A 23,381-nucleotide genomic window follows, 5' to 3' on the forward strand; every position below is an offset into this window, starting at 1 on the left:
TCAGGTCTGTACCCGGTGAGAGGCCGAAAGGAGGTCGCGTGGAACCGATGCTGTTCGTCAACCTGCCGGTCGTCGACGTCGCCCGCTCCCGCGCGTTCTTCGGCCGGCTGGGTTTCTCCTTCGACGCGCTGTTTTGCGATCAGCACACCGCATGTATGCGGGTGAACCGGCAGACGATGGTGGTGCTGCACGCGCGGGGCCGCTTCGCCGGATACGCCGCGACGCCGATCTGCGATCCGGGGCAGGCCCGGGAGACGGTGGTCGCGTTCTCCGCGCCGACACGTCGAGACGTCGACGATTACGTCGACGGGGCACTCGCCGGTGGCGGCACCGTGCTGCGAGAACCCGAGGATCTCGGATTCATGTACTCACGCAGCTTCTGCGACCTCGACGGGCATGCCTGGGAGGTCGTCTGGATGGACGGGTCGCGGATTCCGGCATGCTGAGGCGGTTTCGATGTCCGCCGGCTCTCAGTCCCGCCCCACCTGGTGATACGCGCTGGGCCCGTCGGCGGGCGGGGCGTCATATGGTGCCGGCGGAAGGCCGAACCGGGCGAAGTCCTCGACCATCGTGTCACTGAAGAAGGCGACGACGTGGGCGACCTTCCCGGACACCGGATCGAGTTCGAGGACCTGTAGTTGGAAGGGGCGGTGGATGCCGTCGGGTTCGCGCATGTAGAGACCGAATGCGGGTTGCCCGTTCGCGACCGTCGGCAGCAGGATCTGATCCCCGGCCTTCTCCGCCGGACAGTTGCCGCGGATGAGCGTGCCGATGGCCTCGGCACCCAGATACCACCCGGTGAACGGCGGCATCTCCCAGATCGACGAATCGGTGAAGATGTCGACGATGGCGTCGACGTCGTACCGCTCGAAGGCCGACACGTACTTCGCCAGCAACTCGCGTTGCGCGGCGTCGTCGAGCTGCGCCGGTGAATCCTGTTCGGGGCGGGCATTTTTCAGCTGTTCACGAGCGCGTTGCAGCAGGCTGTTGACGGTTGCGGTGCTCACGCCGATCGTGTCGGCCACCTCGGCGGCCTTCCACTGCAGGACGTCGCGCAGGATCAGCACCGCGCGCTGACGCTCCGGCAGATGCTGCAGAGCGGCGATGAAGGCCAGCCGGATGGACTCACGCGCCCCGACGACATAGGCGGGGTCGGCGTCGTCGCCGGGGGTGATCTCGTTGACGGTGCCCGCGTACGGCTCGAGCCAGGGCACCTCGTGGTCCTGGGCGAGGGTGTCGGTTGGGTCGTAGGCGTCGCCGCCCAGACCGGAGGGCAGTGGCCTGCGCTGCCGGCTCTGCAGGGCCGTCAGGCAGGTGTTGGTGGCGATCTTGTGCAGCCAGGTGCGCACCGACGAGCGGCCGTCGAACTTGTCGTAGGCGCGCCAGGCCCGCAGGAAGGTGTCCTGCGCGAGGTCCTCGGCGTCGTGATGGGAACCCATCATGCGGTAGCAGTGCGCGATGATCTCGCGTCGAAACGGTTCAATGGCCTGCAGGAACTCCGCATCGGAGGTGGCCGAGGGCGTGGGGGTCGCGGTGGTGCCGGACATGTGATCAAGGCTACGTCGTGCCACCGACAGCTTCTACCGACGAGTTTTGCGCGCCGTGCGTGTAACCGGGGTGTAGTACGCCGAACGGGCCTATTGTCGCCGGTGAACGCGTATGTGCGCAGGTCAGACCACCGAAATGTCGTGTGACGAACTCCCGTGAGGGTTGCCTCGTGGCCTCTGCCGTTGCTAGCTTCTCTCTCATGGCTTCGAGTGAGCAGACCCGTATCCCGGAGGTGACCTACATGATCACCGCCCTGGGATGTCGTCTGCCGTTCGCTCGTGTCCTGTGTTGTTGTCGCCGAATGCCCTGAATCGCCCTGTGATGCGTCGGTTGCGAATCCGACGCCCGGCTTGATTCCCCCCTTCAGCGACAACTTCCATCCCACAGCCCCGAGTGCGCGCGTTCCGGTGTGGTCCACGCCGATCAACGTTCGTTGGACGCCGTTCGGTGCCTGTGGCACATTCACGAGGACACAACTCTGATGACCGCAACGATCGATCACCGCACCCGCACCGCAACGGCCCCCATCCGCACCACGAGGCCGCGGCCGGTTCCGGGTCCGGCGCCGGAGCGGGCGCACCGTAAAGGGGGTCGGGCCATTCAGGTAGCGACTCCGCAACTCGAACTCTCCAACAAGCCCGCCGCTCTGGTGCTGCGCACCGCCCGGCTGTCCGGCCCGGTGTTCCGCGACGAGGCCGCCGAACTGACCGGCCTGTCGATCTCGACGGTGAACCGGCAGGTCGGGGCCTTGCTGAAGGCCGGGTTGCTGCGCGAACGCGCCGATCTCGCACCGGCCGGGGCCATCGGACGCCCGCGGCTGCCGTTCGAACTCAATGTCGCGACCTACCTCACCCTCGGTATCCACATCGGTTTCAAGGTCACCTCGATCACCACTCACGATCTGCTGCATCGGGTGGTGGGCGCGATCCAGATCCCCACCCCGGTCGCCGAATCACCAGAGCAGACGCTGTCGGCCATCGGCGACAGCGCCCGACGGTTCCTCGGCCGCTGGACCAACCGCCGCATCCTGTGGGCGGGCGTGGCCATCGGTGGTCGCGTGTCGCCGGGTGGCTTCGTCGACCATCCGCGACTGGGCTGGGATCAGGCACCTGTGGGACGCGTCATCGCCGAGTCGGTGGGTCTGCCGGTGTCGGTGGCCTCACACGTGGAGGCGATGGCGGCGGCCGAACTCGTCGTCAATCCCTCCGAGGCCGACGCCGACCAGCGGTCGAGCTTCCTCTACTTCTACGCCCGCGAAATGGTCGGCATCGCGTTCAGCGTCGACGGTACCGTGCACACCCCGGCCGGCGGTCCGCCGGTGATCGGTCACTTCCCGGCCGCGGGCACGACTCTGCTCGACCCGAACCGCACCGGTCGACTCGAGCCGACGGTGAGCGACACCGGCGTCGTCGAGGCCGCGCAGTCGCTGAACCTTCCCGTCGAGGACATCGAGGGCATCCTCGCGCTGGCACGTGGCGGTGACGCCACCGCCCGCGCCCTGCTCGATGAGCGTGCGCAGGTGCTCGGGCGCACCGTCGCGCTGATCGCCGACATCTTCAATCCCGATCACGTCATCCTCGGCGGCCAGGCCTTCACCGACTATCCGACCACCCTGCCGACCGTCGCCGCGGCGCTCCGGAAGACCTCGGTGATCCCGAATCGGGATGTGCGGGTGTCACATTCGGGTGCGACGGTGCAGCAGCAGGCGGCCGGTGCGGTGGCGCTGGACGCGATCTACAGCGACCCGCTCGCGGCGTTGGCGGCGACGGAGTAGGGCTGGGCCGCACGCGCGTCGTGGATACTGACGCGCATGTTGTCGCATGTCGATTCGAGACCCGTCTACGCCACCAACAATCTGCTCGTCCGCGCGGATACGGTTCTCGACGAGTTCGGCAACGACCGAGCGTATGGCGTCGTCGAAGCGCCGGACGCGATGGTCAACCTCGCGCGTGACCTTCATCAGCGCGTCCTGATGGTCACCGACACAGCCTTCTATCCGTGCGCCGGACCACGGCTGACGGTGCCGATCACCGTCGTCGATCTGGGCAGCGGCGGCACGCCGATGGTGACCGATCGGACGCGTGCCGTCGACAACACCAGCTGGATGACGGCACTCGGACTCACGTCCACGCGGCCGGTGCACACGGTCTACCTGGAAGCTCAGCCGCACCTGACCGAGATGCGTTGCCGGATCTTTCTGGCCGATGAGGTCACCGAGGTCGATCCGCACACCCGTGCACGGTCGTCTCGGGCGTACGTCTGGCTGACCGCCGATGACATTGCCCGCGCACTCGACACCGGCCAACTGCGCGACGCATTGAGCATCGCCGCTCTCGGGCTACTGCATCTGCTGTGACCTGAGCGAATGGGACCTGAGCGAATGGGACCTGAGCGAATGGGACCTGAGCGAATGTGAGCTCAGCGCACGGGACGTCACGGCACCTACGGAACGCAGACGGTGGTCGCGTGGGCCTCGGTCTCCGCACGAGACCGGCCCGGCGTCAACACCGTTGCTGTGTCGGCGACCGCGAACACCACCACACCCGAGCCGTCGACCGAGCACCAGCCATCCCGCATGCGTTCGACGGTGTCGACGCCGGCGTCATGCCGAGCCATCTCGAGGGCGCTGCCGTGGTCGAGGTACGGAGACCTGGCAGGCGACCGCACGGAGAACGTCTCCGTCGCGAGGCCCGAGCTGCGCCATGGGCGGCGCTTGACCCGCACCGCAGCCGCTTCGGCATGGTCGATGGTGGTGAATGCCAGGTCCTCGCTCATCGCCTCGACCCCCGGCCAGCGGTGATACCAGGCTCCTCGGCCGGGACCCGGCCGGCATGCCATGTCCACGGTGTCACCGGAGGAATTGCCGCGCTGCAGGTGACACCGGGTGTCGCTGATGCCGATGATGCTCCAGCTCGTGTTCTTCCACTGGCACACGGTGGTGATCTGAACCAGCGAGGACACTTCGTCCTCGGACACCTCCCGTCGCCCGATCGCCTGACCCCTCGGCATGACCGTCGCCGGGTCGACCCCGTCGATCGGGTCGAAACCCTCGGGCATCGGCGAATCGGCCCACGCCACCAGGTACAACGTCCCACGAACCCAGGTCACCGGGACCGGCCGTCCCCGGTGGATGCCGTACAGGCCGCTGGGCGACACGTCGGACACGTACTCGGGCAGCGCCAGCACTTGTGACCTCAGTCCGCGGTGCGCTTGGCGTAGTTGCGCAGTGCGAACGGGGCGAAGACGGCGGTGAGGATCACCGCCCAGATGAGGGTGGCGAGCTCCGGGTGGCGAAGTGGCCAGGCGGCGTCGGCGGGTGCGTCGGGCCCGTTACCCCACAGCACGCGCATGCCCTGAACCATGGCCGACATCGGGTTCCACTCGGCGATCGCACGCAGCCACGGTTGCATGTTCTGCGTCGGCACGAAGGCGTTGGAGACGAAGGTCAGCGGGAACAGCACCGAGAACATGAAACCGTTGACGGCCTCGACGCTGCGCAGCCACGACCCGATGAGGATGCCGAACCAGATCATGCCGAACCCGAACAGCAGCACCAGGGCGAATCCGAGAATGCCCTCACCGACCGATGTGGTGATGCGCCACCCGATGATCAAACCGGTTATCGCCATCACCACAATGCCGATGGACGAGTGGATGAGGCTGGCGACGCTGCGCCCGACGAGCACCGACGACCGTCGGATGGGGAGCGACCGGAAGCGGTCGACGATGCCCTTCTCGAGGTCGGCGGTGATGCCGGTGGCGACGATGAACGCGGTGAATACGATGGTCTGCCCCATGATGCCGGGCAGCAGATACTCCTTGTAGCTGACGCCCGGTACGCCGAGGCTGATCGCCGGGCCGAAGACGTAGGCGAACAGCACCACGAACATGATCGGCTGGATCGTCACGTCCGACAGCATCTCCGGCATGCGTCGAGTGTGGATCAGATTGCGGCGCACCATGATCCATGACTGCTGTGCGAGATTGGTCTGGTGCACGGCCGGTCGGTCGACGGTGGCCGACGGCGCGGTGGATGAGGTGGAGGCGGTGGTGGTCATGCTGCTCCTTCGGTTTCCGACGCGTCGTCGGCGGTGTCTTCGGCACGGTGGCCGGTCAGGGTCAGGAAGACGTCGTCGAGGCTGGGGCGGACCAGGCCGAGGTCGTCGACGGCGATCTGCGACTCGTCGAACCAGCCGGCGATGCGCGTCAGATCCGACAGCCCCGACGCGGCGGTGGTGACGGTGCGTGCGCCGGCGTCGACGAACACCTCGTTGCCGGTGCGGGCCAGCAACTCTCGGGCCTGCGGGAGGGCGTCCTCGTCGGACAGGGTGATGACGACGCTGGCGGCGCCGGCCTGCTCCTTGAGCTGCATCGGCGTGCCGTGCGCGATCACCGAACCGCGGTCGATGACGACGATGTCGTCGGCGAGCTGGTCGGCCTCCTCCAGGTACTGCGTGGTCAACAACAGGGTGGTGCCCGCATCGACCAACTCGCGCAACACATCCCACAGCTCGTTGCGACTGCGGGGATCGAGCCCGGTGGTGGGTTCGTCGAGGAACAGCACCGGGGGTGCGGCCAGCAGTGAGACGGCGAGGTCGAGGCGGCGGCGCATACCGCCGGAATACGACCGCACCTGCTTGTCGCCGGCCTCGGTGAGTGAGAACTGCTCGAGGAGTCGCTCACTGCGCCGCGTCAGGTCACGCCGACCGATGCCGTACAGACCACCGATCATCTTGAGGTTCTCACGGCCGGTGAGGATCTCGTCGACCGTGGCGGCCTGCCCGGTGAGGCCCATGTTGCGCCGCACCGCTTCTGGCGAGTCGACGACGTCGTACCCGGCGATCCGGGCGGTGCCGCTGGTGGGCAGCGACAGCGTCGTCATCATCCGGACGATGGTGGTCTTGCCGGCGCCGTTGGGGCCGAGCAGGCCCAGGACCGTGCCGGTGGGCACCGAGAATGACACCCCGTCGACGGCCGTGAAATCACCGAACGTCTTGACGAGATCGATCGCCTCGATCGCGGGCGAGGCGGAAGGTGTGGGGTGTGCGCTCATGAGTCTCCACGCTAATCGACGGTAGGGGTGGTTTGGCCAGTGAATTTTTCGGTTGTCGTGCAATCCGCAGAGACCGACTCGGGCCGGTGCCCGAACTCATCGGTGACGGCGCGAATCGCGTGATCTAGCCGCATCTGCGTGCCGTGAGCCCCACTTATCTCTCAGTTGCGGATAGGGTGAGCGCATGTCCTCCATTCGGATCCGTGACGCCGCCGCATTGCTCGGGGTAAGTGATGACACCGTGCGTCGATGGATTGCGGCCGGAAGGTTACCGACGACCACCGACAAGTCCTCCGCCGACGGTTCGGTGACGACGGTCGACGGCGCACGCCTCGCCGAACTCGCCGTGGAGCGCGCGCGGACGGCCGCCGACGACTCGCCGGTGCTGCGATCGGCCCGCAACCGATTCACCGGTCTGGTCACCGATGTCGAGATGGACGGCGTGATGGCCAAGGTCGGCATGCAATGCGGTCCGTTCTCGGTGACCTCGCTGATGAGTGCCGAGGCCGCCCGCGAACTCGGACTCGAGCCCGGGGTGGTGGCGACCGCCGTCGTCAAGGCCACCACGGTCATCGTCGAACGCAACGCGGCCGACCTCTGAGGAGGCGGTCGGCAATCATGACAGGAGAGTGCATGTCCAGGTTCGGAGAAACGCGTCGAGTCATCGGTGTACTGGTCGCGATTGCCGCGGTCACCATCGCGGCCGCCGGATGCTCGTCGAATGACGACAGCAGTTCGACGACCTCGCTGAATGTGTATGCGGCGGCATCCCTCAAACAGACCTTCACCGAGATCGAGAAGGCCTACGAGCAGCAGCATCCCGATGTCGACGTGAAACTCAACTTTGCCGGGTCGTCGGCCTTGGTCAACCAGATCAATCAGGGCGCCGATGTCGACGTGATCGCCACCGCGGACGAGGCCACGATGACCAAGCTCGGCGGCAAGGTGAACTCACCGCAGGTCTTCGCCCGCAACACCCTGGTGATCGTCACCGCGCCCGGGAACCCCACACACGTGGAAAACTTTGCGAGCCTGACCAATCCGGCGATCAAGACGGTGGTGTGCGCGGTCGAGGTGCCCTGCGGTGCGGCGACCGCCCAGGTGGAACGCGACACCGGCGTCGACATCACGCCGGTCAGCGAGGAGTCGTCGGTCACCGCGGTTCTGACCAAGGTGACCTCCGGTGAGGCCGACGCCGGGTTGGTGTACGTCACCGACGCCAAGGCCGCCGGCGCCAAGGTCACCGCGGTCGGCGATCCCGCATTCACCAACGTGGTCAACAACTATCCGATCGCCACACTGAAGGCGAGCACCCATCAGCAGTTGGCCGAGGAGTTCGTCCAGTTGGTACTCGGAGACACCGGGCAGAAGATCCTCACCGACGCCGGCTTCGCTTCACCGGCCTGAGTCGGCCCCGGTCGTTCGTGCGTCGCGTTCCCGTCTGGATCCACATTCCCGCCCTCATCGGTGTCGGATTGATCCTCATCGGACCGATCGCGATCCTCGTGCGCATGCCGTGGGGGATCTTTTGGGAGTCGGCCACCTCGCCGGATTCGCTTGCGGCGCTGCGGCTCGGCTTGGTCACCGCGGTGATCAGCACGATCATCTGTGTCTGCCTCGGGGTGCCGATGGCCATCGTCTTCGCCCGGTATGACTCGATGGCGGTGCGCATCGTCCGCGCCCTCGTGCTGCTGCCGCTGGTGTTGCCGCCGGTGGTCGGCGGTATCGCGCTGCTCTACGCACTCGGCCGGTACGGAATCGTTGGGCAATACCTCGACCGGGCGGGGATCACCATCGCCTTCACCACACCCGCCGTCGTCATCGCCCAGACCTTCGTTTCGCTGCCCTTTCTGGTGATCAGCGTGGAAGGTGCACTACGCAGTGCCGGAGACGATTTCGAGAAGGTTGCCGCCACGCTGGGGTCATCGCCGACGCGGACTCTGTGGCGGGTGACGCTGCCGCTGGTGGTGCCGGCGCTCATTGCCGGCGGCGTACTGGCCTTCGCCCGCGCGCTCGGTGAGTTCGGCGCCACCATCACCTTCGCGGGCAACCTTCCGGGTACCACGCAGACCGCGCCGCTGAAGATCTACCTCGACTCGATCAACGACCCACTCGAGGCCCTACCGCTGGCACTGGTGCTGATGGTGGTGGCACTGCTGGTGGTGATCGGGGTTCACCTGCAACGCGGATCGGGTCGATTCGCGTGAGTGAGAAGGATTACGGATCAGTTGATCCCGAAGGTGGCGGGCCTGTACTCCGGGCTCGGGTGCGCTGCGATGTCCCACACCTGACCGCCGACATCGAGGTGGCTCCCGGAACCACGCTCGGTATCCTCGGGCCGAATGGCGCCGGGAAGTCGACGTTGCTGTCGGTGCTGGCCGGATTGCGTCGCACCCCCGGCTCCACGGTGTACTTCGGCGATCGAATCCTGCAGGGCGACGGTGTGTTTGTCGCGCCGCACCGTCGTAACGTGGTGCTGCTGGAGCAGAAAGCCCGGCTGTTCCCGCACCTGTCGGTGCGTCGCAACGTCGAATTCGGCCCGGCAGCACGGGGATTGCCGAAACCAACGGTGCGGGAGCGGGCAGCGCGGTGGATGACAGCGGTCGGCGTCGCCGACCTTGCCGACCGCATGCCCGCCGGATTGTCCGGGGGGCAGGCACAACGCGTCGCGATCGCGCGAGCACTGGCCACCGAACCCGATGTGCTCCTCCTCGACGAGCCGTTCGCCGCATTGGATGTGGATGTGGCCCAACAGATGCGATCACTCATGCGGGGGCTGATCGCCGAACGGGCGGGTGCGACGCTGCTGGTCACCCATGACCTCGTCGATGCCGTCGGTCTGGCCGATCGGCTGGCGGTCATCGATCACGGCAGGATCGTGCAGTCCGGACCGACGACGACGGTTCTCGCGCATCCCGAAACGCATTTCGCCGCAACCCTGTCCGGCGTCAACCTGGTGACCGGACGGTATGCCGAGCCGGCCACGGTCGTCGGCGCAGATGGTTTGCGAGTGGTCGGCACCGGGATCGGTGACGTCGACGTCGGTTCTCCTGCCGCCGCCGCGTTCTCCTCGCGTGCGGTGGCGCTGTATCCGCAACAACCACACGGGAGCCCGCGCAACACCTGGCGCGCGGAGATCGACGAGGTCCTGCCGCGTGGTGATCGGGCGGTGGTCCGTGCGCGCCGCGGCGGGCATGTCATCGCCGCGGAGGTCACCTGGGAGTCGGTTGCCGAACTGGGCCTCGGCCCCGGCGCGCCGGTGTACCTGACGGTGAAGGCGACCGAGGTGCGGGTCTACGGTGCGGCGGGTGCGTCACCGGCGACCGGGCCGGGCTCCGAGCCGCCGCCCGGTGAGTAATACTTGTTGGCCTCCAACACATATGCCTTGAGGCGACGGTACCCGCGGACCGACAGCGACGACATGGATTTCAGATAGAACGGTTCAGCGTCGACGAGTTCCCCGGCGAGTGCCTCGTCGACCAGGATCGTACCCGGGCGGGCCGAACCACACAGCCGCGCAGCGATGTTCACCGGCTCGCCGAACAGATCGCCGAGACGTGTCAGCACCGCACCCTTCGCCAACCCGACCCGCAACGGGGGGATGGGGTCGTGGTCACTGAGCTTCTGGATCTCCAGCGCGGCGTCGGCGGCGTCGACGCCGCCGACGAAGCTGAACATCACCGCGTCCCCGAGGGTCTTGATGACGTGACCGTCACGATCGGTGACGATGTCGAACACTCGGGACTCGAAGGTCTCGAGGAGCTTCTCGAGCTCACTCATCCCGATGCGGCGGGACAGGCTGGTGTATCCGACGATGTCGACGAAGCCGATGACCAGATCGAGTTCCTCGTCGGACTCCCGCGCGATGTCGGCATCGAGCGCGAGCTTGAGATGGCGTCGCCAGATGAGGCGCTGGATCACGTCCATCGCCATGATCATTTGCTCCTGCGACCATGGGACGCCGGGGTTGCGGTCGAGTTCGAGGAGTTGATCGGCCTGCCAATCGGTCAGGCGCGCCATCGTCTGGCCGATCGCTCGCGCGGTGGCGATCTGGGCACCCTCGGGCAGGGTCTCCTCGGAGCTCGCGAACAGCCGTAGCGCCGCGGCCTCGTTCTCGGTGAAGATCTTGTCGTCGGTGTGACGATGAGCGAAACCGAAAGCGTTCCACAGTTTCTGTGCGTACTCGGGGGAGACGCCGAGGTAGTCGATCAGCTCGTCGCGGGAGTAGCGGGGCTCGTCGTCCTCGGTACTCATCGTGGGCGGTCTCCCGTCGTCGTGGTCGCGGGTGAGTTTAGCAAGCCCACGGGGACGGCATGTGGGACTCGCGCCGAGCCTCAGATCCCCAACACGCCCTTCATCAGATACGCCATCCGGCCCGGGAATTCGGGCCGCGACGTGCCGCGGCGGACGCGTACGGCGTCGTTGACGATCGACAACGCGGCATGCACGGCGACCGTGGCCTGTTCGCGGGGGATGTCGGGATGGGTTTGGGTCATCAGTTCCACCCAGCGCGCGACGTAGCGGCGTTGCACATCGAGGAGGTCGTTGGCGCTCGATTGGCCGGCGAGGACGGCGGAGGTGTTGAACGCGACCGACAGATCCGGGCTGGAGGTGATCACGCCGACGTACGAATCCACCAGCAGTGCAAGTATTTTGGCCGGGTCGGAGGTGGTGCCGTACGCCGCCATGGCACCGGCCTCCAGCCGGGTGGCGCTGCGCTGACCTATGCCGAGCAGGATGGCGAGTTTGGAGCTGAAATGCCGGTACACGCTCGGGCCGGTGATCCCCACGGCCGCGCCGATGTCGTCGACGCCGACTCCGGTGTAACCCCGCCGGGCGAACAGATCGGCCGCGGCGTCGAGGATCTCGTCGCGTCGGGTTCGCTCGCCGATGCCCATCGAGGGTGTCGGCGCCAGCGGCGGTGCGGTATCCGGACGCAGGGTGATCAGTTGGTGCACAAGGGATTTGATGCTCGCCAGGGCGCGGGTGGTGGACAGCCGGGTTCTGTGCACACCGAGGCTGCCCACGATCGACAGTGTCGCCCAGCACACCTCGACGGCGTCGCGGTCGGGTATCGCGGTGGTGGTGGCGAGGACACCGGCCCATCGGTGCACCACGCCGCGGATCCGCAGCACCACCTCACGGTTCTCGTCGTCGTCGAGATGCTGGCTCGCCGAACGCCACAGCGATGTCGAGGCGGGATTGCGCACGCCGAGGGCGCAGACCGTTGAGATCAGATCGTCGAGGGTCGCGGTGTCGTCGACCAGGACGCGGTCGGTGCAGGATTCGAGTTCGTCGACCCCGCCCATCACCGCGGCCGCAAGCAGCGCGTGTTTGTCGGCGAAGTGCCGGTACACGCTCGGCGCGGTCACCCCGGCCGCGCGCGAGATGTCGGCCAGCGCGACCTGGGCGTAGCCGCGCTCGGTGAACAGCGTCGCCGCGTGGTCGACCAGCTGCTGCTTACGATCGGCCGGGCGGGCGCGTCGGGGTGATCTGGAGGGTGACATGGTGAATCGACCATAGCGCACGTTCCCCGGATCAGATCAAGTCTTGACCTCGGGGTATGGTCAAACAAGTTATTCCGCGTTAGCCTGTCTGGGTAACCGTCTGATGGTTCATGTGAAAGGAACACACTCGTGGCCGATCAAGCATTCATCTACGAGGCGCTGCGTACGCCCCGTGGTAAGCAGCGCGGTGGAGCGCTGCACAGTGTCAAGCCGGTCGACTTGGCCAGCGGCATCATCAATGAGGTCCTGTCGCGTCACGGCAGCCTCGATGCCTCGCAGGTCAACGACGTCATCCTGGGTGTCGTCTCGCCGGTCGGCGAGCAGGGCGGCGTGATCGCCCGCACCGCAGCCCTCAACAGCGGCCTGCCCGAAAACGTCCCCGGCACCCAGATCGACCGCTTCTGCGCGTCGGGCCTGGAGGCCACCAACCTGGCCGCGGCGAAGGTCGCCTCCGGCTTCGACGACCTGGTGATCGCCGGTGGTGTCGAGTCGATGTCGCGCGTGCCGATGGGCTCCGACGGCGGCGCACTGTTCACCGACCCGATGACCGCCTACGAGAACTACATCGTCCCGCAGGGCATCGGCGCCGACCTGATCGCCACCATGGAGGGATTCTCCCGCGAGGACGTCGACACCTACGCCGCCGAGTCGCAGGCCCGCGCCGAAAAGGCTTGGACCAGTGGATTCTTCGCCAAGTCCGTGGTTCCGGTCCGGGACATGAACGGCGTCATCGTGCTCGACCACGACGAGCACCGCCGCCCCGGCACCTCCGCCGAACAGCTCGGCAAGCTCAAGCCGGCGTTCGCCGGGCTGGCCGAGATGGCCGGCTTCGACGACGTCATCCTGCAGCGCTACCCCGAGGTCGAGCGCGTCAACCACGTGCACACCGGTGGTAACAGCTCCGGCATCGTCGACGGTGCCGCTGCGGTCCTGATCGGTAGCGAGGAGGCGGGCAAGCGCAACGGCCTGACCCCGCGCGCCCGCTTCGTGTCGTTCGCGCAGGTCGGTTCCGAGCCGTCGATCATGCTCACCGGCCCGACCCCGGCCACCGAACTGGCCCTCAAGCGTGCCGGCCTGACCGTCGACGACATCGACGTCTTCGAGCTGAATGAGGCGTTCGCGTCGGTCGTCATGAAGTGGATGAAGGACCTCAAGGTTCCGCACGAGAAGGTCAACGTCAACGGCGGCGCCATCGCGATGGGCCACCCGCTCGGCGCGACCGGCGCGATGATCCTCGGTACCTGCCTCGACGAGCTCGAGCGCACCGGCGGCCGCTACGGCCTGGTGACCCTGTGCATCGGCGGCGGCATGGGCATCGCCACCGTCATCGAGCGCGTCTGACCCTTCGAGGATCGCTCCGCAGGTCCTGAAGTAGCGAGCCTGCGAGCGTATCGAAGGGCGCACCTCAGGGACCGAACCTCCTTACAGAAAGACATTCGAAAAACAATGAGTGACAACATGTTCAACTGGGAGAAGGACGGCGACGGAATCGTCGTCCTCACCATGGACGACCCCAACCAGGGCGCCAACACCATGAACGATCTGTTCATGGAATCGGTCGCGGCCATCGTCGACCGCCTCGAGGCGGAGCGCGACGACATCACCGGTGTCGTCATCACCTCGGCGAAGAAGACCTTCTTCGCCGGCGGCGACCTCAAGGACATGACGGCCGAGCGCACCCAGACCCGTGAGGAGATCGCCACCGCGATCACCGAGCGCACCAACGGGATGAAGAAGGTGCTGCGTCGCCTCGAGACGCTGGGTCGCCCAGTCGTGGCGGCCATCAACGGTGCCGCCCTCGGTGGCGGCCTGGAACTGGCGCTGCACACCCACCACCGCATCGCGGCCGACGTCAAGGGTAACGTCCTCGGTCTGCCCGAGGTCACCCTCGGCCTGCTCCCCGGCGGTGGCGGCGTGGTCCGTACCGTCCGTCTGCTCGGTATCCAGAACGCCCTGATGGGTGTGCTGCTGCAGGGCCCGCGCCTGAACCCGACCAAGGCCAAGGAGATCGGCCTCGTCGACGAGGTCGTCGCATCGGTCGACGAGCTCGTGCCCGCCGCCAAGGTGTGGATCAAGGCCAACCCCGAGGCCGTGCAGCCGTGGGATGTCAAGGGCTACAAGATCCCCGGTGGTGACCCGAAGAACCCGAAGTTCGCCGCAAACCTGCCGGCCCTGCCGTCGTTGCTGCGCAAGCAGATCAAGGGCGCCAACATGCCGGCACCGCGCAACATCCTCGCGGCCGCGGTCGAGGGTGCCTACGTCGACGTCGACACCGCCGACATCATCGAGACCCGCTACTTCGTGGATCTGGTGACCGGTCAGGTCGCGCAGAACATGATCAAGGCGTTCTTCTTTGATCTGCAGCACATCAACAACGGTGGCTCGCGTCCCGAGGGCATCCCGAAGTACACCGCCAAGAAGGTCGGCGTCATCGGTGCCGGCATGATGGGTGCGGCCATCGCCTACGTCTCGGCCAAGGCCGGCATGGAGGTCGTCCTCAAGGACATCGACCTCGACGCCGCCAAGCGGGGCAAGGGTTACTCGGAGAAGCTCGAGGAGAAGGCTCTCTCGCGTGGCAAGACCACCAAGGAGAAGAGCGACGCGCTGCTGGGCCGGATTCATCCGACCGTCGACGCCGCCGACTTCAAGGGCGTCGACCTGGTGATCGAGGCCGCGTTCGAGTCGGTTGAGGTCAAGAACAAGGTGTTCCAGGAGATCGAGGACATCGTCGAGCCGAATGCGATCCTCGGTTCCAATACCTCGACGCTGCCGATCACGATCCTGGCTCAGGGTGTGAAGCGGCAGGAAGATTTCATCGGAATCCACTTCTTCTCGCCGGTCGACAAGATGCCGCTGGTCGAGATCATCCGTGGTGAGAAGACCTCCGATGAGGTGCTGGCCAAGGTGATCGACTACACGTTGCAGATCCGCAAGACCCCGATCGTCGTCAACGACAGCCGTGGCTTCTTCACCAGCCGTGTCATCGGCACCTTCATCAACGAGGCCATCGCGGCCGTCGGTGAGGGTATCGAGCCGGCGTTCATCGAGCACGCGGGCACCCAGGCCGGTTACCCGGCCGCGCCGCTGCAGCTGTCCGACGAGCTGAATCTCGTGCTGATGCAGAAGATTCGCAAGTCGGGCCAGGATGCCGCCGCCGCCGAGGGCTCGGAGTTCCCGCACCACGGTTCCTTCGACGTCATCGACTTTCTGGTGGACTCGGGCCGTCCGGGCAAGAAGGAGGGCTCCGGCTTCTACGATTACGACGCCGACGGCAAGCGCACCGAGCTGTGGCCGGGTCTGCGTGAGCAGTTCAAGTCGGGCAGCAAGAAGATCCCGCTCGAGGACATGAAGGAGCGCATGCTCTTCGCCGAGGCCCTCGAAACCGTGAAGTGCTTCGACGAGGGTGTGCTCACCTCCGTGCCCGACGCCAACATCGGTTCGATCTTCGGTATCGGCTTCCCGGCCTGGACCGGTGGTGTCATCCAGTACATCAACCAGTACGAGGGTGGCCTGCAGGGCTTCGTCGACCGCTCGAAGGATCTGGCCTCGAAGTACGGCCCGCAGTTCGAGCCGCCGGCCTCGCTCGTCGAGAAGGCCGCCAAGGGCGAGAAGTACTGAGTCTGCTGAGTTGCTGACCTACTGAAAGTGGGGGAGGAATATTCCTCCCCCACTTTCCTTTTCGCTCCCCGGAATCTTCTGGTGAGCGAACCGAGAACCGGGGGAAGAACCACTCTTCCCCCGGTTTCATCAGTCCGACGCGGCCGGCACGGTGGACGACGCGGCCAAGTCGCCCACCGACAGCACCACCTTCGTGCCGTACGGCGCCTCCTGCACCAGACGCAGCTGCGCCAACGCCGGGTGGGCGTCGAGCAGCCGGCCGGCGTTCGCCAACGAACGCAGTGCCGCGGTCTCGGCGCGGGCGGTCTCCAACTTCGCCAGACCACGCGCCTTCGCCGTGACCAACTCGGTTGCCGCCGAGCGAATCTCGGATGGTGCGATGATGTCCTTGACGAACACCTCGTGCACCGTCACGCCGACGCCGTCGGCGACCGCCCGCGTCGCACCGAGGATGGCCTCGACGTCGATGACCCCGCCGCGACGCAGGAGGTCCTCGACGGTGATCGACGCGCACACCTCACGCAATGCGACCTGGGCCGCGAGGTAGATCGCCGACCACGGATCGCGGCTGCGCTCGACGAAGGCGACCGCGTCGACGACGTTGACACGCAACGCCATCGTGACGCGCACCGAGACGGTGTCGGCGGTCAGGATCTCCTGTGTCGCCACCGCGATCACCTGTTCACGCAGATCGACCCAGCTGTAGGTCGCGTGACGACGCCGCAGGTGCTTGCCGGGCGAGAGGGTCCGCGTCAGTTGCCCGCTGCGGTATTCGAGGGCACAGTTGCCGACGGGAACGACGATCTTCTCGAGCTTGGGAATCAGGGACATGGCGAACCTCCTTCCGGTCGTGGGTGCACATGTCGATGGCGTGTTCGGTTCTCCCACTTCGTCGATGGCTCCGCTGACACCGCCCGCGGGCGGGCGCGCCGGTGGGGTCACACGCGCGGTTGACCGCACGCATGTCCGCAAGACCGACGCCACCCGTGATCCCGGGGGCGGTGCCTTGTCGAGGAGTCGAACCTCAGCCGTTAGCAGCAGCCATACCTGAAATGGATGCACGAGAATACAACGCGCAGAACATGATCAGCGGGTACCCCGCGACCGGCTGCTTCCTCGTGCGAGGACCGACTCTGCCAGGCCGGGGCGGATCGCGCAATGGATTTTCTGCGTACTCGTTTGCTTCCCGCGTACTCATATGAGTGCCCGGGAGCCAATTTGGTTGAACGGGAGGTGATCCCGGCGTTCAGCGGAACACCAGACCGCCGTCGATCAGGCCGGCCTGACCGGTCATGTAGTCGGAATCCGGCCCGGCGAGATACGAGACGAAACCCGCGACGTCATCCGGGGTTTCGGCGCGGCCGAGTGCGATACCGGAGACGAACTTGTCGTAGGTCGCGCCCACCTCGGCGCCGGTCAGGTCGGCGAAACGTTGATCGATCTCCACCCACATGTCGGTGCCGACGACGCCGGGGCAGTAGGCGTTGACGGTGATCTGCTTGTCGGCGAGTTCCCGGGCGGCCGCCTGTGTCAGCGCCCGGACCGCGAATTTGCTTGCGCTGTATACGCCGAGCATCGGGAAGCCGTCGTGGCCGGCGATGGAGGAGGCGTTGATGATCTTGCCGGGCCGGTCGAGTTCGAGGAACTTGGCGGCGGCCGCCTGGATTCCCCACAGCACCCCGTTGACATTGACGTTCCACAGTGTGGTGACCTGGTCTTCGGTCGACTCGGCGATTGGTGCCACCAACGCGATGCCGGCGTTGTTCACCATGATGTCGAGACCGCTCAACGCCGAGGACGCGTGCTCCACAGCCGCGAACACCTCGTCGCGCTTGCTGACGTCGGCGACGAACGTGGTTGCTTTGGAACCGATCTCGCCGACCTCCGCGGCGACCGAATCGATGCCGTCCGCACCGAGGTCGACGAGACAGACGTCTGCGCCGTCGTGGGCCAGGCGTAGCGCGATCCCTCGGCCGATCCCGCGGCCGGCTCCGGTGATCAGGGCGACCTTTCCGTCGAGAGGGCGAATCGTGTTGTCGTTGCTCATGAATGAACTCCTTGGACGTGCCCAGGGGATGTGCCCAGGCGGGTGGGTACGACCGCAGAGTATGGCGTGGGTCACATCGAGCGACAGGGTTGCAGAGCGTTGCGACCGGGCTGGATCGAGGCAATGGTGACATGCCGGAACGTCCGCGCGATACTGGGTCACGGTACGGAGCGGCAGGTCGGGTAGGCAACGCGATTCCGCCGCCGCGCCAGATCACTCCGCCAAGAACGCCGCCACCGTCGCCTCGAAGGCCGCCTTGGCCTCGATCATCACCCAATGTCCGCACCGCGGGAAGATGTGCAGCTGTGCGTCGGGGATGAGGCGCATCGGGACCATTGCCATATCCGGTGGGCTGACGCGGTCGTCGCGGCCCCAGGTGAGCAGGGTGGGGCAGGAGATCTTGTGCATCATCGACCAGTACGGCGGCGTGTCGGAGGCGGCCAGGAACTTCTGCTGCATCTCGAAAGCCGCCGAGCCATACATCATCTGGGCGGTCTTCTGAGCGTCCGGGTGGATCGCGGCCTCCCATCGTTCCTCGATCAGTTCCTCGGTGATCAGTGAGCGGTCGAAGACCATCGAGTTCAGCCAGCGGATCAGCTTGTCGCGGTCGGGGTCGTCGGTGAACTCCTGCAGCAGGCGCAGACCCTCGCTCGGGTTGGGGCTGAAGACGTTGGGTCCGACGCCGCCGATGGTCACGAGTTTCTCGACGCGGTCGGGTTTCTTGATCGCGAGATTGACGCCGACGACACCGCCCATCGAGTTGCCGATCATCGGTGCCCGCTCGATGCCGAGGGCGTCCATGAAGCGGATCACCGACGAGCCTGCAGTCAGGACTGGGTGGCCCTCGACCGGATCGCTGACGCCAAAACCGGGGAAGTCGACGACGTAGCAGCGGTGCGTCTGCGCGAAGAAGCCCAGGTTGCCGCGGTAATTACGCCAGCCGGTGACCCCGGGGCCGGAACCGTGTAGCAGGATCAGCGGTGGTGAGGTCGTGTCGTCGTCACCACCGGGTGCGGCGAAGTGATAGCGCAGCACGCCCTGCTCGGTGGCGAGTTCTCGTCGGGTCGCATCGAAGGTGACATCCACCCCATCAGATTAGAACCTGTTCTAATTCTTGGCCAGGGCCTGTCCGGGTGGGCAGTTTTGAGCCGTCGACCTTCCCATCTGGTGCCCGAATTGCGAGGATTGGAGACTGTGCTGATTGCCTAGTCATATGTTCAGGTAATCAGCTAAATGGTCCACGAAACCAGGGGCAGGGGTGTGAGATGTTGCGTCGTGTGACGCCGGTGGTCGCAGTGACCGTGACGGCCGCGCTGGTGCTTGCCGGTTGTGCGGGCGGTTCGGAGCAGGCCGACGACCAGTTGGTGCTGGCCGAAGGTCAGGAGCTCGGCGACTTCAGCCCGATGATGGGTTACGGGCAGCTCGGTGTCTCGCCGATTTATGAGGGCCTGCTCCGGCCGCAGGCCGATTCGGATGATCGGGTTCCCGATCTCGTTCCCTCGCTGGCAGATTCGGAACCGGTACGCATCGACGGGTCCAACCGTTGGCGGGTCACCCTGCGCGAGGGCGTCACCTTCTCCGATGGCACCGCCTTCGATTCCGCCGATGTGGTTGCCACCTACCGGGCGGTGAGTGATCCCCGGGTGGCCTCCGAGATCTCCACCGACACCGCCCCGATCGCCGAGATGACCGAAGACGGACCGCTCGCGGTGACCGTGCAGATGAACACGGCCGCCGACCCCTCGCCCTATCTGCTGCTGGGCATCGTGCCCTCGGAGAAGGTGCAGGACGCCCCGGCCGCGGAATGGACGCTCAACACCGAGCCGGTGGGCACCGGTCCGTATCGACTGGACACGCTCTCCCCGGATCAGGCGGTCCTGGTGGCCCGTGACGACTATTGGGGTGGCACGCCGCAACTGAGGCGCATCGTCTACAGCTATGTGCCCGACGACAACACCCGTGCGCAGCGGGTCACCGCCGATGAGGTCGACGGAGCAAATCTACCTCCCCGGCTGGCCAATTCACTGCGTGATCGTGATGGTGTCGAGGTGGTTGCGGTGCGATCGGCGGACTGGCGTGGGGTGTCACTGCCGGCGGCCAATGCCTTCACCTCGGATCCGCAGGCGCGCCTGGCGATGAACCGCGGCGTCGATCGCGAAGCCATGGTCACCGACGTTCTCGCGGGCAACGGCGAACCGGCGAGCACCCCGATCGCTCCGGTCTACGGCGACGCCTACGACGCCGCGGCCTCGTTCACCTTCGACGCCGGTGCGGCCGCGGCCATTCTCGACCGCGCCGGATGGGTGCCCGGCGCCGACGGGATTCGTGTCAAGGACGGCAACCGGGCGTCGTTCGCCCTGCTCTACAACGCCGCCGACACGTTGCGCAGGGACCTGGCGGTGGCCTTCGCGACAGAGATGAAAAGCCTTGGTATCGAGGTGAACACACGCGGGACGAGCTGGGACGACATCGACTCCAGACTTGGTCAGGACGCCGTACTGCTCGGCGGCGGATCGACGCCATACAGCATCGATTCTCAGGTCTATGACACCCTGCACACCCGGGTGGCCGACTCGTCGCCGTACTCCAACCCGGGTAACTTCACTGCTCCCGGACTCGATCAGCTGCTCGACGAAACCCGGGCGAGCGCACCGTCGCCGGAGAACACCGAGCGCTACCGCGAGATCCAGCGCGTCTACGCGGCGCAGCCGTCGTCGGTGTTCTTGACCTTCCTGCATCACACCTACGCCTCCCGTAACCCGGGTGGCGCCGAGTGGACACACGACGCCCCAATCCTCGAACCGCACTCACACGGCGTGTCATGGGGGCCGTGGTGGAATCTGCCGTCCTGGAGGTCAGGTGGCGAGGCGCCGACGTCATGACCTCGGTCGACGACCGGACTGCCGTCGCGGCCCCACAACCGGCGCGGGCGACCCGTGTCCGACGCCGGGAACGATCTCGCGGCCGAGCGGCCCTCACTCTGCTGGGACGACGTCTGCTGATCGCGATCCCGACCCTGATCCTGGTGTCGTTGGGCATCTTCGGGATAGCGGCACTGTCGCCGTTCGATCCGCTCACCGCCCACCTGGGTGACCGATTCCAGTCGGCGACGCAATCGCAGCGAGACGCCGTGACCGACGCCTATGGGCTCGACCAGAGTTGGATCTCGGCGTGGTGGGGATGGTGGCGCGAGATGTTCCACGGTGACCTGGGCTGGTCGTCGACCCAGACCCAGCCGGTCGTCGACGTGCTCGCCGCACGGATGCCGTTCACATTGCTGATGTCACTCGCGGCGCTGGTGGCCGCGGCACTGATCTCAATTGTGTTGGGCGCCATCATCGGTATGCGTCGCGGCGGAATCCTCGATCGCGGATGTGCGGCGCTGGCAGCGGTTCTCGCCTCGACCCCGCCCTTCGTGGTCTCGCTGCTGCTGGTGAGTGTGGTCGCGGTAGGGCTCGGCTGGTTCCCGACGTCGGGCGCACGCCGGCCCGGTGACCCCTACACCCTCGAGGGCATCGCCACGCACGCGGTGCTCCCGTTCATCGCGTTGACCGTGTCGTTGATTCCGTGGCTTCTGCTGTCGATGCGAGCCTCGGTGATCGAGGCGGTCGACTCCGACGCGGTCCGGGCGGCCCGGGCGCGCGGCATCGGCGGCGCTCGTCTGATGCGTGGACACGTGGCGCCGATGTCGGTGCTGCCGACGCTCGCGCTACTCGGCACGCGCCTTCCCGAACTCATCGCCGGCGCGGCGATCGTCGAAACCGTCTTCGGCTGGCCGGGTCTGGCACAAGCACTGGTGGATTCGGCGGTGGCACTGGACTTCTCGTTGCTGGCCGCGTTGTCGGTGGGATCGGCCGCCCTGGTGCTTGCCGGTTCGGCGCTGTCCGATGCGGCCGCGGTGTGGATCGACCCGCGGATCGGAATGACCGCATGAGCGCCGACCTGAGCACCACCGGTACGGTATCGATGCCCATTGCGTCGGCGGCCCGATGGGCGCGAGTCGCCGCCATCCTCGGGTTCGCGTGGCCGTGGATTGTTCTCGGGGTGATAGCGCTCGGCGCAGTTCTCGTCCCGATCGTCGCCGGTCCCCAGTCGGCCGACTTCGCCTCGGCACTCCGCGCACCCGGCGACGGCTTTCTGTTCGGCAGTGATCACTCCGGCTACGACCTCGGCGTACGGACCGCCCAGGGGCTGCGGATCTCACTGGTGATCGCGGCGATCTGCGCGGTGGTCTCCACGGTGATCGGACTTGTCGTCGGGCTTGCCGCCGCGACCATCGGTGGGTGGTTCGACGCCCTGGTGATGCGGGTCGTCGATGGCGTCAATGCGCTGCCGCATCTGGTGGTGGGGGTGGTGATCGCCGCGATGTGGCGCGGTGACCCGGTGGCGATCATCGCCTCGATCGGACTCACCCACTGGCCCGCGGTGGCACGTGTGGTCCGGGCCGAACTCCTCGACAATGTGCGGGCCGGTTGGATCGAGACCGCCCGTCTGGCCGGCGCCTCCCGCTGGTTCATCGCCCGACGCCACCTGTTGCCCGCGGTGACCGGTCAGGCGCTGGTGGCCATGACCATCCTGTTGCCCCACGCGGTCTGGCACGAGACGACCCTGTCGTTCCTGGGCGTCGGTCTGTCGCCGGACCAGGCCAGTCTCGGGACACTGCTCGGGCAGGCGCGGGGTGACGTTTTGACCGGCGCGTGGTGGACACTGGTGGTTCCCGGCCTGGCGCTGATCGTCACGGCACTCGCGTGTGCCGCGGCCGGCTCGTCGCTGCGCCGCGTCTCGAGACCGCCGACCGGGCAGGTGTGGTGATGGATACCCGCGAATCATATACGCGCAGTAGTGTATCCGCGGCTGCGGTCGACGGTCTCACCGTGGACATCGCCGGACGCCGGCGGTGGCAACCCCACGTGGTGCGGGTTCTCGACGAGGTGACCCTCGAGCTGCGGCAGGGCGAGATCACCGCGCTGATCGGCGAGTCCGGTTGCGGCAAATCGATGCTTGCCTCCGCACTGGTGGGTTTGCTCCCACCGGGCTCGGCGGTGACCGGGACGGTCCGGGTGGGCGATCAGGTCCTGTCGGTGCGTGACCCGCGATGGCGGGATCTCCGCGGTCGGCACGTCGGGCTGGTTCCGCAATCCCCGGCCACCTCCTTCACCCCGGTCAGAACACTCGAATCGCAACTGGCCGAGGTGATCTCGGTCCACCGCGCGACCTGCACCCCGGCGCAGCTGTGTGACCGCGTCCGATTGCCCGCCGACGCGCTGGGATGCTATCCGCACGAGTTGTCCGGCGGGATGGCGCAACGTGCGGCCCTCGCCGCAGCGATCACCGGCAGCCCCAGGGTGATCGTCGCCGACGAACCCACCTCCGCCCTCGATCCGGATCTGGCGCAGGGGATCTGGGATCTGCTGGGTGAGCTCGCCGACGACGGTGCCGCGGTGCTGGTGATCACCCACGACATGGATGCCCTGCGCCGGGCCGAGAGGTGTTCGTCCATCGTGGTGATGCGACGAGGTGCGTTGGTGGCCCACGGGTCACCCGACGACTGCATGACCGCCGACGACGCCTACGTTCGTGCCTTCTTCGAGCCGGTCCGATGAGGAAG

22 protein-coding genes are annotated in these 23,381 nt (G+C 66.7%); 13 read left to right on the plus strand and 9 right to left on the minus strand.

Annotation, left to right across the window (positions count from 1 at the left end; all coding sequences use genetic code 11):
* The first annotated feature begins 38 nt into the window (after positions 1-38).
* Positions 39-446 (plus strand): VOC family protein, encoded by a 408-nt coding sequence (locus tag ACWETB_RS07225; protein WP_452210235.1) that lies wholly within the window; start codon positions 39-41, stop codon positions 444-446.
* A gap of 24 nt (positions 447-470) precedes the next feature.
* Here the strand turns inward: ACWETB_RS07225 and ACWETB_RS07230 are convergent, their stop codons facing one another.
* Positions 471-1,547 (minus strand): sigma-70 family RNA polymerase sigma factor, encoded by a 1,077-nt coding sequence (locus ACWETB_RS07230; RefSeq protein ID WP_348806498.1) that lies wholly within the window; start codon positions 1,545-1,547, stop codon positions 471-473.
* A gap of 482 nt (positions 1,548-2,029) precedes the next feature.
* Here ACWETB_RS07230 and ACWETB_RS07235 point away from each other — a divergent pair, with 482 nt between their 5' ends.
* Positions 2,030-3,322, plus strand: a complete 1,293-nt coding sequence (locus tag ACWETB_RS07235) for an ROK family protein (RefSeq protein ID WP_348806497.1) — start codon at positions 2,030-2,032, stop codon at positions 3,320-3,322.
* A 36-nt stretch (positions 3,323-3,358) separates the two neighbouring features.
* Complete coding sequence (locus tag ACWETB_RS07240) at positions 3,359-3,904, plus strand: NUDIX hydrolase (protein ID WP_348806496.1); 546 nt, start codon at positions 3,359-3,361, stop codon at positions 3,902-3,904.
* A gap of 86 nt (positions 3,905-3,990) precedes the next feature.
* Here the strand turns inward: ACWETB_RS07240 and ACWETB_RS07245 are convergent, their stop codons facing one another.
* Genes ACWETB_RS07245 through ACWETB_RS07255 form a run of 3 tightly spaced genes read right to left on the minus strand, consistent with a single transcriptional unit; the run spans position 3,991 to position 6,601 of the window.
* Positions 3,991-4,734 (minus strand): hypothetical protein, encoded by a 744-nt coding sequence (locus ACWETB_RS07245; protein WP_452210238.1) that lies wholly within the window; start codon positions 4,732-4,734, stop codon positions 3,991-3,993.
* Positions 4,735-4,742: 8 nt separating this feature from the next.
* Positions 4,743-5,606, minus strand: coding sequence for an ABC transporter permease (locus ACWETB_RS07250; protein WP_348806494.1), 864 nt, complete (start codon positions 5,604-5,606; stop codon positions 4,743-4,745).
* Complete coding sequence (locus tag ACWETB_RS07255) at positions 5,603-6,601, minus strand: ATP-binding cassette domain-containing protein (RefSeq protein WP_348806493.1); 999 nt, start codon at positions 6,599-6,601, stop codon at positions 5,603-5,605. Before ACWETB_RS07255 ends, ACWETB_RS07250 begins: the two co-directional genes overlap by 4 nt.
* Before the next feature lie 184 nt (positions 6,602-6,785).
* Between ACWETB_RS07255 and ACWETB_RS07260 the strand changes: the two genes are divergently transcribed.
* From ACWETB_RS07260 to ACWETB_RS07275, 4 genes are read left to right on the plus strand one after another with little or no spacing between them, the layout of a single operon-like run.
* Positions 6,786-7,202 (plus strand): TOBE domain-containing protein, encoded by a 417-nt coding sequence (locus tag ACWETB_RS07260; protein WP_449742670.1) that lies wholly within the window; start codon positions 6,786-6,788, stop codon positions 7,200-7,202.
* A gap of 32 nt (positions 7,203-7,234) precedes the next feature.
* Complete coding sequence (modA, locus tag ACWETB_RS07265) at positions 7,235-8,008, plus strand: molybdate ABC transporter substrate-binding protein (protein WP_449742671.1); 774 nt, start codon at positions 7,235-7,237, stop codon at positions 8,006-8,008.
* Between the two features lie 17 nt (positions 8,009-8,025).
* Positions 8,026-8,808 (plus strand): ABC transporter permease, encoded by a 783-nt coding sequence (locus ACWETB_RS07270; RefSeq protein ID WP_452210241.1) that lies wholly within the window; start codon positions 8,026-8,028, stop codon positions 8,806-8,808.
* Positions 8,809-8,867: 59 nt separating this feature from the next.
* Positions 8,868-9,959, plus strand: a complete 1,092-nt coding sequence (locus ACWETB_RS07275; protein WP_452210243.1) for a sulfate/molybdate ABC transporter ATP-binding protein — start codon at positions 8,868-8,870, stop codon at positions 9,957-9,959.
* Here the strand turns inward: ACWETB_RS07275 and ACWETB_RS07280 are convergent.
* On the minus strand, positions 9,896-10,855 hold the full coding sequence (locus ACWETB_RS07280) for an adenylate/guanylate cyclase domain-containing protein (RefSeq protein ID WP_452210245.1): 960 nt from the start codon (positions 10,853-10,855) through the stop codon (positions 9,896-9,898). The genes ACWETB_RS07275 and ACWETB_RS07280 overlap by 64 nt on opposite strands.
* Positions 10,856-10,935: 80 nt before the next feature.
* On the minus strand, positions 10,936-12,108 hold the full coding sequence (locus tag ACWETB_RS07285; protein ID WP_452210247.1) for a TetR/AcrR family transcriptional regulator: 1,173 nt from the start codon (positions 12,106-12,108) through the stop codon (positions 10,936-10,938).
* A gap of 129 nt (positions 12,109-12,237) precedes the next feature.
* On the opposite strand from ACWETB_RS07285, the gene ACWETB_RS07290 reads away from it, so the two are divergent.
* On the plus strand, positions 12,238-13,449 hold the full coding sequence (locus ACWETB_RS07290; protein ID WP_449742675.1) for an acetyl-CoA C-acetyltransferase: 1,212 nt from the start codon (positions 12,238-12,240) through the stop codon (positions 13,447-13,449).
* Between the two features lie 105 nt (positions 13,450-13,554).
* Entirely contained in the window at positions 13,555-15,726 is a 2,172-nt protein-coding gene (locus ACWETB_RS07295) for a 3-hydroxyacyl-CoA dehydrogenase NAD-binding domain-containing protein (RefSeq protein ID WP_449742676.1), read from the plus strand.
* Positions 15,727-15,855: 129 nt separating this feature from the next.
* Here the strand turns inward: ACWETB_RS07295 and ACWETB_RS07300 are convergent, their stop codons facing one another.
* The 3 genes from ACWETB_RS07300 to ACWETB_RS07310 all read right to left on the minus strand — a co-directional run bounded on the left by ACWETB_RS07300 (position 15,856) and on the right by ACWETB_RS07310 (position 18,859).
* Complete coding sequence (locus tag ACWETB_RS07300) at positions 15,856-16,557, minus strand: slipin family protein (RefSeq protein ID WP_452210250.1); 702 nt, start codon at positions 16,555-16,557, stop codon at positions 15,856-15,858.
* Positions 16,558-16,972: 415 nt separating this feature from the next.
* On the minus strand, positions 16,973-17,773 hold the full coding sequence (locus ACWETB_RS07305) for an acetoin reductase (protein WP_452210252.1): 801 nt from the start codon (positions 17,771-17,773) through the stop codon (positions 16,973-16,975).
* 213 nt (positions 17,774-17,986) lie between these two features.
* Positions 17,987-18,859: an alpha/beta fold hydrolase gene (locus tag ACWETB_RS07310; RefSeq protein WP_452210254.1), complete on the minus strand. Its 873-nt coding sequence runs from the start codon at positions 18,857-18,859 to the stop codon at positions 17,987-17,989.
* 179 nt (positions 18,860-19,038) lie between these two features.
* Between ACWETB_RS07310 and ACWETB_RS07315 the strand changes: the two genes are divergently transcribed.
* Genes ACWETB_RS07315 through ACWETB_RS07330 form a run of 4 tightly spaced genes read left to right on the plus strand, consistent with a single transcriptional unit; the run spans position 19,039 to position 23,376 of the window.
* On the plus strand, positions 19,039-20,655 hold the full coding sequence (locus ACWETB_RS07315; RefSeq protein WP_452210256.1) for an ABC transporter substrate-binding protein: 1,617 nt from the start codon (positions 19,039-19,041) through the stop codon (positions 20,653-20,655).
* On the plus strand, positions 20,652-21,707 hold the full coding sequence (locus ACWETB_RS07320; protein ID WP_452210258.1) for an ABC transporter permease: 1,056 nt from the start codon (positions 20,652-20,654) through the stop codon (positions 21,705-21,707). Before ACWETB_RS07315 ends, ACWETB_RS07320 begins: the two co-directional genes overlap by 4 nt.
* Positions 21,708-21,739: 32 nt before the next feature.
* Positions 21,740-22,585 carry an ABC transporter permease gene (locus tag ACWETB_RS07325; RefSeq protein ID WP_449742737.1) on the plus strand — a complete coding sequence of 282 codons (846 nt, stop codon included), beginning with the start codon at positions 21,740-21,742 and terminating at the stop codon, positions 22,583-22,585.
* Complete coding sequence (locus ACWETB_RS07330; protein WP_449742683.1) at positions 22,585-23,376, plus strand: ATP-binding cassette domain-containing protein; 792 nt, start codon at positions 22,585-22,587, stop codon at positions 23,374-23,376. Before ACWETB_RS07325 ends, ACWETB_RS07330 begins: the two co-directional genes overlap by 1 nt.
* Positions 23,377-23,381 lie beyond the last annotated feature (5 nt).

The organism is Gordonia sp. NPDC003950 (assembly GCF_053605205.1).

Excerpts from the sequence above, each read along its gene's own strand:
- ACWETB_RS07230 (WP_348806498.1), bottom strand. The coding sequence starts at position 1,547 with ATGTCCGGCACCACCGCGACCCCCACGCCCTCGGCCACCTCCGATGCG.
- ACWETB_RS07235 (WP_348806497.1), top strand. The coding sequence starts at position 2,030 with ATGACCGCAACGATCGATCACCGCACCCGCACCGCAACGGCCCCCATC.
- ACWETB_RS07240 (WP_348806496.1), top strand. The coding sequence starts at position 3,359 with ATGTTGTCGCATGTCGATTCGAGACCCGTCTACGCCACCAACAATCTG.
- ACWETB_RS07250 (WP_348806494.1), bottom strand. The coding sequence starts at position 5,606 with ATGACCACCACCGCCTCCACCTCATCCACCGCGCCGTCGGCCACCGTC.
- ACWETB_RS07255 (WP_348806493.1), bottom strand. The coding sequence starts at position 6,601 with ATGAGCGCACACCCCACACCTTCCGCCTCGCCCGCGATCGAGGCGATC.
- ACWETB_RS07260 (WP_449742670.1), top strand. The coding sequence starts at position 6,786 with ATGTCCTCCATTCGGATCCGTGACGCCGCCGCATTGCTCGGGGTAAGT.
- modA (WP_449742671.1), top strand. The coding sequence starts at position 7,235 with ATGTCCAGGTTCGGAGAAACGCGTCGAGTCATCGGTGTACTGGTCGCG.
- ACWETB_RS07280 (WP_452210245.1), bottom strand. The coding sequence starts at position 10,855 with ATGAGTACCGAGGACGACGAGCCCCGCTACTCCCGCGACGAGCTGATC.
- ACWETB_RS07285 (WP_452210247.1), bottom strand. The coding sequence starts at position 12,108 with ATGTCACCCTCCAGATCACCCCGACGCGCCCGCCCGGCCGATCGTAAG.
- ACWETB_RS07295 (WP_449742676.1), top strand. The coding sequence starts at position 13,555 with ATGAGTGACAACATGTTCAACTGGGAGAAGGACGGCGACGGAATCGTC.
- ACWETB_RS07300 (WP_452210250.1), bottom strand. The coding sequence starts at position 16,557 with ATGTCCCTGATTCCCAAGCTCGAGAAGATCGTCGTTCCCGTCGGCAAC.
- ACWETB_RS07305 (WP_452210252.1), bottom strand. The coding sequence starts at position 17,773 with ATGAGCAACGACAACACGATTCGCCCTCTCGACGGAAAGGTCGCCCTG.
- ACWETB_RS07315 (WP_452210256.1), top strand. The coding sequence starts at position 19,039 with ATGTTGCGTCGTGTGACGCCGGTGGTCGCAGTGACCGTGACGGCCGCG.
- ACWETB_RS07320 (WP_452210258.1), top strand. The coding sequence starts at position 20,652 with ATGACCTCGGTCGACGACCGGACTGCCGTCGCGGCCCCACAACCGGCG.
- ACWETB_RS07325 (WP_449742737.1), top strand. The coding sequence starts at position 21,740 with ATGCCCATTGCGTCGGCGGCCCGATGGGCGCGAGTCGCCGCCATCCTC.
- ACWETB_RS07330 (WP_449742683.1), top strand. The coding sequence starts at position 22,585 with ATGGATACCCGCGAATCATATACGCGCAGTAGTGTATCCGCGGCTGCG.